This window comes from Marinobacter sp. LQ44, assembly GCF_001447155.2.
Lineage (GTDB): Bacteria > Pseudomonadota > Gammaproteobacteria > Pseudomonadales > Oleiphilaceae > Marinobacter.
Window position 1 is genome coordinate 1134878 of record NZ_CP014754.1, and the last position, 14395, is coordinate 1149272.

10 protein-coding genes are annotated in these 14395 nt (G+C 57.8%); 4 read left to right on the top strand and 6 right to left on the bottom strand.

Features of this window, described 5'->3' with window-relative positions:
• Positions 1–14: 14 nt before the first annotated feature.
• From ASQ50_RS05270 to ASQ50_RS05295, 6 genes are all read right to left on the bottom strand, one after another.
• Positions 15–512, bottom strand: coding sequence for a protease complex subunit PrcB family protein (locus tag ASQ50_RS05270; RefSeq protein WP_058092096.1), 498 nt, complete (start codon positions 510–512; stop codon positions 15–17).
• Positions 509–3139, bottom strand: a complete 2631-nt coding sequence (locus tag ASQ50_RS05275; protein ID WP_058092097.1) for a S8 family serine peptidase — start codon at positions 3137–3139, stop codon at positions 509–511. Before ASQ50_RS05275 ends, ASQ50_RS05270 begins: the two co-directional genes overlap by 4 nt.
• 296 nt (positions 3140–3435) lie before the next feature.
• Positions 3436–5487, bottom strand: coding sequence for a TRAP transporter large permease subunit (locus ASQ50_RS05280; protein WP_058092098.1), 2052 nt, complete (start codon positions 5485–5487; stop codon positions 3436–3438).
• A 15-nt stretch (positions 5488–5502) separates the two neighbouring features.
• Positions 5503–6513, bottom strand: a complete 1011-nt coding sequence (locus ASQ50_RS05285; RefSeq protein WP_058092099.1) for a putative solute-binding protein — start codon at positions 6511–6513, stop codon at positions 5503–5505.
• 61 nt (positions 6514–6574) lie between these two features.
• Positions 6575–7639: a hypothetical protein gene (locus tag ASQ50_RS05290; RefSeq protein ID WP_058092100.1), complete on the bottom strand. Its 1065-nt coding sequence runs from the start codon at positions 7637–7639 to the stop codon at positions 6575–6577.
• Between the two features lie 278 nt (positions 7640–7917).
• Entirely contained in the window at positions 7918–8538 is a 621-nt protein-coding gene (locus tag ASQ50_RS05295; RefSeq protein ID WP_058092101.1) for a TetR/AcrR family transcriptional regulator, read from the bottom strand.
• 132 nt (positions 8539–8670) lie between these two features.
• Between ASQ50_RS05295 and ASQ50_RS05300 the strand changes: the two genes are divergently transcribed.
• The 4 genes from ASQ50_RS05300 to ASQ50_RS05315 all read left to right on the top strand — a co-directional run bounded on the left by ASQ50_RS05300 (position 8671) and on the right by ASQ50_RS05315 (position 14377).
• The gene (locus ASQ50_RS05300) at positions 8671–10467 is read left to right on the top strand and encodes an acyclic terpene utilization AtuA family protein (RefSeq protein WP_058092102.1); all 1797 of its coding nucleotides are present in this window, start codon (positions 8671–8673) and stop codon (positions 10465–10467) included.
• A 226-nt stretch (positions 10468–10693) separates the two neighbouring features.
• Positions 10694–11560: an SDR family oxidoreductase gene (locus tag ASQ50_RS05305; protein WP_058092103.1), complete on the top strand. Its 867-nt coding sequence runs from the start codon at positions 10694–10696 to the stop codon at positions 11558–11560.
• A gap of 9 nt (positions 11561–11569) precedes the next feature.
• Positions 11570–13186: an acyl-CoA carboxylase subunit beta gene (locus ASQ50_RS05310; protein WP_058092104.1), complete on the top strand. Its 1617-nt coding sequence runs from the start codon at positions 11570–11572 to the stop codon at positions 13184–13186.
• Between the two features lie 30 nt (positions 13187–13216).
• Complete coding sequence (locus ASQ50_RS05315; RefSeq protein WP_058092105.1) at positions 13217–14377, top strand: acyl-CoA dehydrogenase family protein; 1161 nt, start codon at positions 13217–13219, stop codon at positions 14375–14377.
• The last annotated feature ends 18 nt before the right edge of the window (positions 14378–14395 follow it).

Genomic DNA, 14395 nt, shown 5'->3' on the forward strand with positions numbered 1-14395 from the left:
TACGCCAAGTGGTTTCAGTTTCCGAGCTCTTTCAACAACGGCGTTTCAGACAACCCGGATACTTCCAGGCGCTGCCACTGCCTGTCCGCTACCGCAAGCACCGCACAGGGCGAGGTAATCACCTGCGCCACCATCATGTCCGGTGCGGGCGAATTGACCTTCATGGCCAGTTTCAGGGTTTTCCTGTCCGCCGTGGCAGACTCAAGCCCAACGCTATAACCGGCAGTAGGCTTCTGGCCCAGGGTGACAATCACCAGTGACTCTTTCTCAAGATTAACCTGGCGAATGATACCGGTTGCCATATTCTGCCCGCCAATATCCAGCAATGCCTCCAGTTCCGAACCGGTCCGCACGTGCGCGACGCCTGGTCCGGTCAGGCCACAATGGGCGGACTGGGTTACCTGGCGCACCTGGGGCTGCACGCCGGCGTTTTCACCGCCGGTGGCACTGCAAGCCGTTATCAGCGCCGCTGCCAGCGGCAAGGCAAACAGCCGGGGAATGCGATCTGTCATTGTGTCATCCTGGGTCGGTTATCACTGTTAGTGCGGGCGCTGTCGCGCTCTGGCGTGATCAAACGGTAACCCTGAAACCCCGGCCTGGGCAAGATGTCCGGGGTTTCCGCAGAAATTGTGGGGCGGGTAAAGCTGGTGGTCATTCGAAGATCGGAAAGGCTTTGGCCTTCCTCAATAGTGATCACCTCACGCAAACCGGAAATCGGGTATTCCGCGCAGGCCTCACCGGGCTGACAGATGATGCCATCGCCATCAATATCCGTGCCCGCCACCAGAAAATAGTCGCCCGGACTGACTTCATTGAGCCGGCGCGGCTCCTCTCCATCCCAGGATTCAAAGCGGAAACCGTAGCTGCCATTGGAGGCCTCCACAGCAACCTGGGCCTCGGCCCAGTAGAAACGGTCATCATCCGGAGTGGTATCCACCAGCAGGACGAAGTGGGTGCCGGCGTTGCGGGCCTGTTCGTCGCTGATGAGCTGGGCGATAACGGGAATGCGCAGGCTGCGCTGAGTTCCACCATCGTCATAGGTCACACGGATATCACCCCGGTAAGCCGTATCTGGCTCAATCTCCGACTCCACCAATGATACATTGAATACATACCGCCCGTTCTCAAGGGTCGGTTGGTTTGAGCTGAGCCAGGCAAGGTTTTCGGTAAGGACAACGTTGGAAATGGAGCCATCACCAATCTGGTTCAGGGTCACCGTGGCACTCGTCGCTCCCTCATTGCTGAGCGAGACCTGGGACGGCGACGGCGACAGAATCGTCACGCTGCCTTCCAGATTTGCCTGAAGCGCCTTCGCGGCATCGAGAACGCCATAACCCAACTGGTCGTTTCGGCTTCCCGGATAATCGGTGAGTTCGCCGCTTTCCAGAAGGGCTCGAACCTCGCTGTAGGTAAGTGTGTCTTTCTGGGCTTTCAGCAGTGCCATGACGCCAGACACATGAGGTGTGGCCATAGACGTACCCTGCAAGCCCGTATAACTGGCAACGAATTGACCGGCCTGCCCCACCGCACTGGTACTCCAGATCAGATCGGCGCGGCCATCGTTATTGCCATCCCGGCTGGCATCTCCCCCGGGCGCCGCCAGATCAATCCAGCTGCCAAAGTTTGAATAAGACGCCAGTCGACCACCGGCATCTACAGCACTGACCGCCAACACGTTGGGCGACGCCGCCGGGAACGATTGCGTTGAGGTTGCTGAGTTTCCGGCTGCACCAACGAAAATCATGCCTCGCCCTACGCCGAAAGCAATGGCGTCTTCCAAAGCTTGAATACGAGGCAAACCGCCGAGACTCAAGTTCACTACGCCTGCAAGCGGCCTTCCTGTGCCATTAGCATCCTGACCAGTCACCCATCGAATGGCATCAATGAGGTGAGCAGACGAACCCGTACCACCTTCCCCCAAAACTCTGACAGGAACAATTGTGGACCCAAAAGCAACCCCACCAATGCCTTCACCATTAACCACCGCAGCTACCGTTCCGGCAACGTGAGTACCGTGAAACACACTGGCGCCAACGCTGCTACCAGGATCCTCAGGATAGAAATCGTTATCCACAAAATCCCTGCCACCATCCACATTGGCGTCAAGATCGGGATGCCAGGCAGTCGTTCCGTTGGGGCTAAACAAACCGCTGTCCAGAACAGCGACGCTGGCGCTCTCGCCACCGGCAGGAGCCAACTGCCAGGCGCCCGGCCCGTTGATCAGGTCGTAATGCCACTGCAAACCGTACAGAGGCTCATCCACCGGCGAGCTCTGCATGCTCGACATCTGATAGTTCGGCACCGCGTCTTTGACACCCGGCATCTGCCGAAGCTGGGTAACCCAGGACAGGGTTTCCGCCTGCCTCTGAGTCGCACTAACAGCGCGGGAAGACGCCTGGGCAGGCATCCGCATCAACCAGTCCGAACCACCCAGATGCCGCTCAGCATTGGCCATGCCGGTCGCCAGCGACGACATGGTTCCAGAGTCGGTTGCATCCAACGTAACAATGGCCTGGCCGGGGAGGAACGGATGGTCCGGCCAATCAAGACTGGCGCTATCGAGCTGGCCATCAGCGGCTTTGACCAGAACATAGCGAGCGGGGCCACCTCCGCTGGCCACACTGACCTCAACAGAGTAATTCCTTTCCGGGGCGCCGCTATCCAGGGTCACGTTGACGGAAGGCTTGTCCGCCGCGGTCCCATCTGCCCCGTAGAGAATCCCTCCGGCGGTAACACGCAACTCAAGTTCCGCATCTCCGTCACGGCCGCCAAAATTTCTCAGAATCACCGTTTCACCCGGCCCCATCGGCACGGTGTAGGTATCTACCGGGTCAGCCGCGTAACTGAACAATTGGCCGTTCAGCAACGGATAGGAACCATTTCGCGAACTGACAAACCCGGCAAGAACAAAACTGGCCGGCAGGGTTTGGGCACCCGAAGCAGGGCTGGCACCGGCAAACCGCAACTGATCCATGGTGTCCTGATCAATCCGGCTACCGGATTCGATACTGATCACACCAGATAAAGGGCCAAGATCAATGGCCGGGGGCTGGGATTCAGAACTTCCGGAACCACCACCGCATCCTGCGAACAACACCACTCCCGAAAGCACAAGATACTGCGGCAATGTTTTTTTCACGATTACCCTCTTTGCCTATCTTTTTTATGAACTTCCTTATCCATACGCAAACTATAGGTCAAAAGTTCCAAAATCGTTTACTCCCGGCCCGGGCAAATTGAGCGCGAGGATGGAAGAGCAGGTTGGAGGGGCTTTCTGAAACCCTGCGGAGCCATGGATGGCGGAGCGGAGCGTACAGGGATGTATTCACAGCGTGTTTCAGAAAGCCCCTCCAACCTGCTCCGTTTGCCGAAGTTAAGCCCAAAACAAGAAAACCCGTGAAGCAGAACTCCACGGGTTTTCACACTTCACGCCAACTACAAGGCGTAGAACAGCATCGGCACAAAGGCCACCAGCAGCAAGCTGGGTATCATCACCGCCAGCGGCAACAGCAGGCGCTGATAACGGTGCCAGAAGGTACCGGTGCGCTCTGCCGCCAGCACTTCGGTCTCACCAACCACCTGCCGCGTCAATAGATGGTTCAGGGCCACCGGCGGGCTCAGGTAGCCCAGCTCGAACGCCACCAGACACACAATCCAGAAGTGCAGCGGGTCTACCCCAATCTGTATTGCCGGCTGGGCAATGGTGGCCGATACCAGAATCACCGCACCGAACGGGTCCATCACCATGCCGATCAGCGTCAGCATCACCACAATCACCATCATGGCGATCCAGGGGCTGGTCAGGGTCTCCGGGAATATCGCATGGACGATATCGGAGCGCTCCAGAATACCGCCCAGGCAGATGGAGAAGCCGATCAGGGCCAGCAGCGCGCCGATGTGAACGGCTGAATCACTGGCAGCATTGCTGCTGCGCTCAAAGAATGTCTGCATTCTGGAAACAGAAAGTTCCTTACTCTCCTTTCCGGAGTCCAGCACCACCAGGGCGAGCATCACCAACGGCAAAATCATCGGCGCACTGTACTCGTTGAATTTCAGGCCCAGGACCACCCAGATTGCAAAGATCACAGCAGCGGCAGTCAGTGCATAGGGTACCAGTGGCAACAGTTGCTTCAGCGCTAGCCGGAAGGCCCCGGGTGCCGGCTTGGGCTTCCAGTTACCTTCGGTCTTGCACACGATGAACGAGAACAGGCTGGCAGACAGAATGAACACCCAGAAGCCCCAACCATACATTTCAGAGGTGGTCACTTCTTTGTTCAGGGCTGCGATGACTACAATCAGCAAGCACGGGTTGAGCACCACCCCGAGACTGCCCGACATCGCGGTGGTCGCCAGGGACAGCTGCCGCCCGGCGCCGGCTTTTCTCAGTTCGTCATACACCACACCACCCACGGCAAGAATAAAAATACCGGAGGCACCCGTGAACGCCGTCGGGAAGGCGGTGGCAAAAATAATCACTGAGGCCAGCATAGGCGCTGGCAGGTTGAACGGCTTGACGATGTTCAGCAGCAATTCCGGTACCCGGGTCTGCTTGAGCATCATGCCCACCAACACATAAAGACCAATGTTGATGAACATGGAAGACAGGTTCGCCATCATGCCGAAGTAGATTGCCAGGCCCGAAGTGTAGCCATCCACGAAGAAGAAGTACGACATGGCGATCAAGCCCATCATGCAATACAACGGGATGACCAGGCTCGATGACAGGCTCAGGCTGCCGGGCTTCATGCGCTCGGGTATGTGGAAGAAGCGAATGGCGTTGATCACCATGAACATTCCGAATACACCGGCCCAGGCGTATTGCAAAATCATGGTGCTTTCCGTGCCCGGCGATGTCGATAATCGCCCGAGATAGGCGTTCAGGGACAGCACCATCAAACCGTTGACGATAAACTGAACGCCCTGGCTCAAGCGCCACTCCGACCGGTTGCGGGACAGCCGCAGGGCAATGTGGTCCGCGTCCAGCGCCGAGATCGCAGCAGCCATGGCAAACATGGCGATGAACAGGTACTTGGTCAGTTCAATGTTATCCAGCAGAAAACCAGCCAGACCCTGCTCAAAGCTCTTGTAGACACCCAGTGCCCAAGTGGCATGTTTCTGGTTCTCGGCGAACATCAGGTGGCGCTGCTCACACAGGGCCACGTTGCTCTGAAGAGACTGCCTCAGCGCATCAGCGTCTGGTGGGGAGCTGAACAAATCGTCAGGATCAGGCTTGTACGCCTGAATCCTGCGCTCAACCTCGGCATCCACATCCACGAACATATTACAGGTGGGTTCGGTTGCATCCGGGTTCAGCAGATAATAATTCGGCCATACCTGCTCACCAATCCATAACATTCTGGAGTGCAGGGAATTCCCCATGCCCAGCAGCAGAGTTGACAGGAGCAAAAGTAGTAGAATAACCCCATGTATCCTGTGTACGGGGTAGAGTGTCCTTGCACCAGAGGCAGTCATCGCGCGCCAGTTCATGTGTTTTCTCTCCGATTATTCCCGGTTGTCAGCCGTGCACTCAGACGCGCCCGGGTTGCTGGCGCAGCGAATTTTGCTCAATAGGCTCATCATGCGAGGGTCGTACACACTCGGTGCACCGTTCACGCCATCACGCATTTCCAGACGGTTTTCACGGAACATCTCCTGATAGCCAGTGATGTCCTGGTCTGGAATCCGAATCCATTGCTTTTCAGGGATCGCTTTTTCCTGGCTCTCAATCAGGTTCATCGCCTGCGGGAACATGTCCCAGGCCACTTCACGGGATTTCTGTGCAGTGTCATCATCCAGAATGCCTTCGCGGGCAATGATCTGGATAGTCAACTGGGCCAATGGGTAGTCAACAATACCGCCTTTATCACCGATACCCTTGTATAACTCGAGGGCTTCATAGGCGAACGCTGGCGCATACGCGGTATCAACGGAGCCATTATTGAACTTGCCTGCGAAGTTGGTGATATCCGATGGCACCACCGTTGCCTTCACATGATTGACCATATGAATGGCGTCACGCTGGTAATCAAGGGTGGCCATTCGCTTCCCGGCCAGTTTGCTTGCGGTGTTGATGCTTCGGTCGTTGACGAACAAATACCCCGCACCCGCCGGCACAATCGCCAGCACCTCATAGCCGCCTGACTTCATCAGAGATGCCGCCCGGGGCTGGGCCAGTGTGGCCAACAAGATTTCCAGATCATCGTAGGTAGGAATAGCGCCAACCGCACTGATACTGCCCGTAAACTTGTTGAACGGCCGAGTCCGGATGTCGGTTGCGGCAACGGCATCACACTGTCCGGCGTTAAAGTCGCCAACGGCAACACCTTCGTCAGTGTACGGGCGAAGGTTAAAGTCCACTCCATGGGCTTTCATTTCCAGGGCGTAGTCTTTGACCAGGTTGTATACGTCGCCGTTAGCGCCGATAACGTCAAACACACACATGGAAACTGCCTGGGCTGATGCCAACGGAGCGGCAACGGCCAACGACAGGGCGGCAAGGGATTTACGGATCATGACGACCTCCGGGTCATTCTTGTGTTTATCGATCAAACAGGGCGTGGATGGGAGGGTTGCCTCAGAGCAACCCGTCCAGATCCATGGTTTCAATATTCTTTCTCGCGCGCTCAGGACTCATCTTGCCGAAGAAATTGCGCGGCGTGCGGTGGCCATATTCCGATGTCCAGTGCTTGTCGGATGAGAACTGAACGATGGTCCGCGCCACTTCATCCACCAATCGGTAGTCGTCCCAAACATCGATTCGGTCATCGGCGTCGGCGAAATGCGCAATCGCATCGGCGAGCACATCAGGGCGCCCAAAGGTTTCAGCAGCTACGATCTGAACCGCGTGGGATGCCCGAATACCCGCATTCACGCCCATTTCGGAGCTGTTCTCAAGCACCTGCCAGGGGTCAGGCGACAGCTCGGGACGGGTATCAGGCAACAGCAACCAGACCAGCGCGCGAACAGCATTAGGCAAACCGCCCCATTTTTCGTTATCTACACATTGCGCAGCACGCTCTGCCCTCGGCGCAATATTACGAGGCACGCCTGCAAGCGCACCAGAGTTGGAATCGTTCACGATGGCCTGCATACCGGTCAGAAGCCCCAACAGAAACGTCAGTTCGTCCTGATCGGTAAACAGGAAAGGGCACTCGATGGGCTCGGCAGCGGGATCGAAGTCGTAGGCTGCCATTGCCCGAAGATAGGCATTGTAACGGCGCGAGGCTGTCGTGGCATAAAGTCGCTTGGCGCGCTCGCGGGCATCTTTTGCGGCGGGCACATCGCCATTGTACTGGGCACGGAGATAGTCCAGTTCTGCGTTCCAGGCACGGTATTCCATGCAATTGCCGGCCAGCAGCATAAGCAATGACCCGGTGCTGTCAGGCGCGGAGGTTACGCGAGAAAAGGAGTAGACGAGAGGATCCGTACCCTCACCCAGCGCGCACGCCATTTCAGTGTCCGACATCTGCAGCACATAAGGTGTTGCCTCAGACTCTGCGTAGCTGGAGAGCACCATACCCGTTGTCGTATATATGGGGTTGGCGGAGCAGCCGGCCAGGACCATCGCCAGTCCTGCAAGTGCGAACTGTTTGAGCAGGGCCGCACTACGGCCCACTAGGGAAACCTCTGGGTAGAACATAATTTGCCCTGTCTTGCTTTGTTTTTGTCAGTAAGGGATGACGAGTTTTTTATCACATTTTCGCTTCGTCAAACGGTGAACCAGAACCTTCACAGCCAACATTCGGGCTGTTTCCCGAGGAACTGGTCTCTACGACGCGAAGAATGCTTTGATTTTTGTCAGACAAGAATGGCTGGAATGCCGAAAATTATATGCCGATCGGGCCAATGGCCTCTAAGGAAAGCAAAAAAATTTAAACTAATTGATATAAAACAATAAGTTCCAGATGTAACCTGTTGTTACAATCCGAGCATTGCCATGACTTGATCGGTCAACCCATCCAGCGTCAGTCCACCGCGCTCGGGCTTGTACCAGGTCACCGTCCAGCTCAGCGCTCCGGTCAACATCCGCCTTACAATAAAGGGGTCTGCCTTGAGCTGGCCAAGCTCGTTAAGCTCCTCCAAAACAGATAGCCACAGCCCTTCGTAGATCTCCCGCAATTCCAGCACCTGCACCTGAGAGCTCTCGGAGAGACTGCGCCACTCATAAACCAGCACCGCCATGGCTTCACCGGTCTGGCCATTAATAGACTCCAGCTCACTGCGCACCAAAGCCCGAAGTTTGCCCCGGGGGGACTCCTCGCTGTCGGCTGCCGCCTGCATCAAAGCGGTATTGAGGCGGATGGTCTCAACCATCACCGCTTTCAGGATTTCCTCTTTGGTTCGGAAGTGATGGAACAGACTACCGGACTGGATGCCGACGGCTGCCGCCAGATCACGCACCGTGGTGCGCTCATAGCCCTTGTCCCGAAATAACCTCGCCGCTTCCTTTAACAGGCGCCCGCGAGCACTGGCGGGGTCGGAAACGAGCTGTTCGGCAATCAGGGACTGAAGAATCTGGTTCTGGTTCACAAAGGCCATCCGGTTGTCTTGGTGGGACTTTTTATTCTACCCGAGATTTGTCTATTTACAAACCAAGCGCTTGCTTGGTATTGTCATTCTTAACGTTGGATAACTTCCCGCCGACGCGGGCTTCACAACAAGGCCAAGAACATGTCACACGCCAACAAAACCATCCGCATCGGTTGCTCCGCCGCATTCTGGGGTGATACCGAAACCGCAGCCGCCCAGCTGGTGCACCAGGGCAACATCGATTATCTGGTGGCCGATTATCTGGCCGAGATCACCATGTCGATCATGGCTGGCCAGAAGATGAAAGACCCCACCCAGGGCTATGCCCGGGATTTTGTGGAAACCGTTATGGCGCCCTTGCTGGGCGACATTAAAGAAAAAGGCATCCGGGTGCTGGCCAACGCCGGCGGCGTGAACCCGGTGGCTTGCCGGGATGCGTTACAAGCGCTGTGCGAAAAAGCGAGAGTCGATCTGAAAATCGCCCTGGTGCTGGGCGACGACCTGCTGATGAAGAAAAAGAAACTGGCGGATGCCGGCATCACCGAGATGGCCACCGGCCAGCCCTTCCCCGCCATGATGGTAAGCCTGAACGCCTATCTGGGTGCGCCCGGCCTGGTGGCCGCTCTGGAACAGGGTGCCGACATCATTATTACCGGCCGGGTAGCAGACAGTGCGCTGGTGCTGGCGCCGCTGGTGCATGAATTCGGTTGGCGCTGGAACGACTACGACAAACTGGCCCAGGGCAGCCTGGCCGGGCACTTGCTGGAATGTGGCGCCCAGTCTACCGGCGGCAACTTTACCGACTGGGAACAAGTAGCTGACGGCTACGCCAATATGGGCTTCCCGATTGCGGAAGTGAGCGCCTCCGGCGACTTTGTGATGACCAAGCCTGAGGGCACCGGCGGCCTGGTCAGCCGGGGGACGGTAAGCGAGCAGTTGGTGTATGAGATTGGTGATCCAAGGGCCTATCTGCTGCCCGACGTTACCTGTGATTTCACCCAGGTGGCACTTGAGGAAATCGGTAAGGATCAGGTTCGCGTTTCCGGCGCCAAAGGGCTGCCACCTACCGACAGTTACAAGGTGTCTGGCACCTGGCCGGATGGCTTTAAGTGCACGGTCACCTTTTTGCTGGCTGGCATAAACGCGCCCGCCAAGGCTCAGAAAGTCGCAGAGGCGATTCTTGGCAAAACCTCGGCCATGTTTGCCGAGCGCGGCCTGCCGGACTATTCCGAAACCAGCATCGAGTTGCTGGGTACCGAGACCACTTACGGCACCCATGGCAAGGGCGACCAATGCCGGGAAGTGGTGGTAAAGATTGCTACGGCCCATCCGAAAAAAGAGGCGCTGGTGCTGTTTTCCAGGGAAATTGCCCAGGCCGCTACCGGTATGGCGCCTGGCATCACCGGTATTGTCGGCGGTCGGCCAACGGTGTGGCCGAAGATTCGTTTGTTCTCTTGCCTGGTACCAAAATCGGAAGTGGCGGTTTCGGTGGATTTGGCTGGCGAGAAGTCTGAGGTGGTGGTCGCAACCGAGGGTGGTTTCGATCCAGGTGCTCTGGCGGCTGAGCCGGACTCTCGGATGGAGGTGGCGGCGGATACTACGGTGCCGTTGATCAAGCTGGCTTGGGCGCGGTCCGGGGATAAGGGCGATCACAGCAACATCGGGGTGATTGCGCGGGATCCGGAGTATGTTCCTTATATTGAGGCGGCGTTGACTGAGCAGGCGGTGGCGCAGTGGATGTCGCATACGCTGAATCCGGAGTCTGGCAGGGTGACTCGCTGGTCTTTGCCTGGGTTACATGCGTTCAATTTCTTGCTGGAGCACAGTCTTGGGGGTGGTGGTGTGGCCAGTTTGCGGATTGATCCGCAGGGTAAGGCGTTTGCGCAGCAGCTATTGGAGTTTCCTGTGCCGGTGCCTTCGAATCTGGTAGCACAATGAACATTCTAATCACTCTCCGGCGCAAGCTTCATGCTTGGAGCTCAGGCCCAGAACTTGGGTGCCGGCACCCTGGTGGGGGAACGTCCTACAAAAAGCGCTCCTGCGGCACATCCATGTGGCGCTTCGCTCCGGCCATCCATGGCCTACGAGATTTTTGTAGGACGTTCCCCCACCAGGGCGCTCCGACTTTTTACGTGGATTCAGCTTCTTTTGAGAAGGGTTTTTTATGAGTTATCAATCTGTTTTTCGCCCAGGCCTGTTTGAAGGCCAGGTGTTTATTGTCACCGGCGGTGGCTCCGGCATTGGCCGCTGCACGGCTCACGAACTGGCGGCGCTTGGTGCCCGGGTTGCGCTGGTGGGTCGTAAGCAGGAGAAGGTAGACGCGGTTAAGGCCGAGATTGAGGAAGACGGCGGTATTGCCAGCGCCCATGCCTGCGATATCCGTGAGGAGGAGTCGGTCAAGGCGACGGTGAAGGCGATTATCGAGACCCACGGTGGGCTGAACGGGGTGGTGAACAACGCCGGCGGGCAGTTTGCGTCTCCGTTGACGGGGATTAACCAGAAGGGCTGGGAAACCGTAGTTCGCACGAATCTGACCGGTGGTTTTTTGATTTCCCGGGAGGCCTATACCCAGGCTTTGAGTAAGACCGGGGGTTCGATTGTGAACATTGTGGCGGATATGTGGGGCGGTATGCCTGGCATGGGTCACTCTGGCGCGGCCCGCGCCGGGATGGTGAACTTTACCCAGACGGCGGCAGTTGAGTGGGCGCCGTCCGGGGTTCGGGTGAATGCGGTAGCGCCGGGATGGATTGCCTCCAGCGGGATGGATAACTACCCGGCCCATATGAAGTCGTGGATTCGCAGCCTGGCGGATGCGGTGCCGATCAAGCGGATGGGTACGGAATCGGAGGTGAGTTCGGCGATCTGTTTCCTGCTTAGCCCGGGCGCGGCGTTTATCAGTGGCGATTGTCTGCGGATTGACGGTGCGGCATCCCAGGGCGGGCGTGTTTGGCCGATGCCGAAGGCGAAGAACAATGAGCCCTATAACGGTTTCCATCGGGCGGTAACGCCGAAAGTGTTGAGTGACGACTGAGGATTTCCCATGCAGGTACTGGAAACAACAATAAGCCCCCAGTCCGACGAGTTCCGGGCCAACGTGGAGGCCATGGAAGCGCACATCACCACCTTCCGGGATGTGGAGCAGAAGGTGCTGGACCTGGCGGAATCGGCCCGGGAGAAGTTTACCAGGCGGGGCAAGCTGCTGCCGCGGGATCGCATCAATCGGTTGCTGGACCGCGGCAGTGAGTTTCTGGAACTGTGCTCCCTGGCCGGTTACAAAATGCATGATGACAAAGACGGTTCCATGGCCGGTGGCGGGATTATTGCCGGCATTGGCCGGGTAGCCGGAGTCCGTTGCCTGGTGGTCGCAAGCAACAGCGCCATCAAAGGCGGAACCATTACTCCCGCCGGTCTGGATAAGACCCTGCGCCTTCAGCAAATTGCCATGGAGAACAAGCTGCCGGTGGTGTCGCTGTCGGAATCCGGCGGTGCCAACCTGAACTACGCCACCGATATTTTTGTGCTTGGCGCCCGGGGATTTGCCAACCAGGCGCGGATGTCCGCAGCCGGAATTCCGCAAGTAACCGTGGTGCATGGCAACGCCACCGCCGGTGGTGCTTATCAACCGGGTCTGTCGGATTATGTGATCACCGTGCGCGAGCAGGCCAAGATGTTCCTGGCCGGCCCGCCGCTGCTGAAAGCCGCGACCGGCGAGGTCGCCACCGATGAAGAACTGGGTGGAGCAGAAATGCACGCCACGGTTGCCGGCACCGCCGAATACCTGGCGGAAGACGATGCCGATGGCATCCGCCAGGCCCGGGAAATTCTCGGCGCCCTGCCCTGGAACGAAAACCTGCCGCTGCGCCAGGAACCCAAGTGGGATGAGCCGCTGTATCCGGCTGACGAGCTGCTGGGGGTGATTCCTTCCGACGCCAAGAAGCCCTACGACGTACGCGAAATCCTCGCCCGCATCGCCGATGGCTCCCGATTCCTGGATTTCAAGAATGACTACGACAGCCAGACGGTGTGCGGCACCATCCGTATTCAAGGTCACAGAGTTGGCATCATCGGCAACAATGGCCCAATCACGCCGGCCGGCTCCACCAAAGCTGCGCAGTTCATCCAGCTATGCGATCAGGCCGGCACGCCTATCCTGTTTCTGCATAACACCACCGGATTCATGGTCGGCACCCACTCCGAACAGAATGGCATCATCAAACACGGGTCCAAGATGATTCAGGCCGTGGCCAACTGCCGGGTTCCAAAGCTCGCCGTGGTGGTGGGCGGTTCCTACGGCGCCGGCAACTACGCCATGTGCGGCCGGGGGCTGGATCCAAGGTTCATCTTCGCCTGGCCCAACAGCCGCACCGCCGTCATGGGCCCCGCACAGGCCGGGAAAGTCATGCGCATCGTTGCTGAAGAAAAACAACGCAAAAGCGGTATCGAGCCGGACGAAAAGACCCTGTCGTTCCTGGAACAGGCGACCGCCAAAAAGCTGGAAGACGGCTCCACCGCCCTGTTCGGCACCGCCCGCCTGTGGGACGACGGCCTGATTGACCCCAGGGATACCCGCCGTGTCCTGGCCATGGTGCTTTCCGTTTGCCGTGAAGCCGAACAACGATCACTGCGACCCAACGTTTACGGCGTCGCCCGTTTCTGATTTCCACACTGATTTATCGGGAGCACAACAATGAAATTCACAGCCGAACACGAAGCCCTCAGAAAGACCGTCCGCGATTTCGTCGAAAAGGAAATCAATCCGCACTGCGATGAATGGGAGGAAGCCGGCGAGTTTCCCATTCACGACCTGTTCAAGAAACTCGGCAACCTGGGCCTGCTGGGCATTCAGAAGCCGGAGGAATACGGCGGCATGGGTCTGGATTACAGCTACAACCTCGTGGCTGCTGAAGAACTGGGCATGGCCAAGTGCGGCGGTGTCCCGCTGGCCATCGGCGTGCAAACCGACATGTGCACCCCGGCCATTGCCCGCTTCGGTTCCGACGAACTGAAACGGGATTTCCTGGCCCCGGCCATCGCTGGCGACATGGTGGGCTGTATCGGTGTGAGTGAAGTGGGCGCAGGCTCCGATGTGGCCGGCCTGAAAACCACGGCTAAGAAAGACGGCGATGACTACGTCATCAACGGCTCCAAGATGTGGATCACCAACTCCCCGAAAGCGGATTTCATGTGTCTGCTGGCCAACACCAGCGACGACAAACCCCACAAGAATAAAACCCTGATGATCGTGCCCATGAACACACCGGGCATCACCTTCAGCCCGCACCTGAACAAGCTGGGCATGCGCTCATCAGAAACCGCCCAGGTGTTTCTGGACGACGTGCGAATTCCCCAACGCAACCGCATCGGTGCGGAAGGCACGGGTTTTATGTGCCAGATGATCCAGTTCCAGGAAGAGCGCATGTGGGGGGCCGCCAACGTAATCAAGGCTCTGGAAAACTGTGTCACGCAGACCATTGAATACTGCCGCGAGCGCAAGACCTTTGGCCAGCCGCTGATCGACAACCAGTACATTCACTTCCGCCTGGCGGAGTTACAGACCGAAATCGAAGCGCTGCGCGCGCTGACCTATCAGGCCTGTGAGCTGCACGTTGAGGGCAAGGATGTTACCAAGCTGGCATCTATGGCCAAGCTGAAAGCGGGTCGTTTAGGCCGCGAAGTGACGGACGCTTGCCTGCAGTTCTGGGGTGGCAACGGCTACATGTGGGACAACCCCCTGTCACGGGCTTACCGCGATGTGCGGCTGGTCTCCATCGGCGGCGGTGCCGACGAAATCATGCTGGGCATCATCTGCAAGCTGATGGGTACCTTGCCTGGCAAGAAACGCGACTGAGTTTTTAGTTTGGCGGAA

Excerpts from the sequence above, each read along its gene's own strand:
- ASQ50_RS05270 (WP_058092096.1), bottom strand. The coding sequence starts at position 512 with ATGACAGATCGCATTCCCCGGCTGTTTGCCTTGCCGCTGGCAGCGGCG.
- ASQ50_RS05280 (WP_058092098.1), bottom strand. The coding sequence starts at position 5,487 with ATGAACTGGCGCGCGATGACTGCCTCTGGTGCAAGGACACTCTACCCC.
- ASQ50_RS05285 (WP_058092099.1), bottom strand. The coding sequence starts at position 6,513 with ATGATCCGTAAATCCCTTGCCGCCCTGTCGTTGGCCGTTGCCGCTCCG.
- ASQ50_RS05290 (WP_058092100.1), bottom strand. The coding sequence starts at position 7,639 with ATGTTCTACCCAGAGGTTTCCCTAGTGGGCCGTAGTGCGGCCCTGCTC.
- ASQ50_RS05295 (WP_058092101.1), bottom strand. The coding sequence starts at position 8,538 with ATGGCCTTTGTGAACCAGAACCAGATTCTTCAGTCCCTGATTGCCGAA.
- ASQ50_RS05300 (WP_058092102.1), top strand. The coding sequence starts at position 8,671 with ATGTCACACGCCAACAAAACCATCCGCATCGGTTGCTCCGCCGCATTC.
- ASQ50_RS05305 (WP_058092103.1), top strand. The coding sequence starts at position 10,694 with ATGAGTTATCAATCTGTTTTTCGCCCAGGCCTGTTTGAAGGCCAGGTG.
- ASQ50_RS05310 (WP_058092104.1), top strand. The coding sequence starts at position 11,570 with ATGCAGGTACTGGAAACAACAATAAGCCCCCAGTCCGACGAGTTCCGG.
- ASQ50_RS05315 (WP_058092105.1), top strand. The coding sequence starts at position 13,217 with ATGAAATTCACAGCCGAACACGAAGCCCTCAGAAAGACCGTCCGCGAT.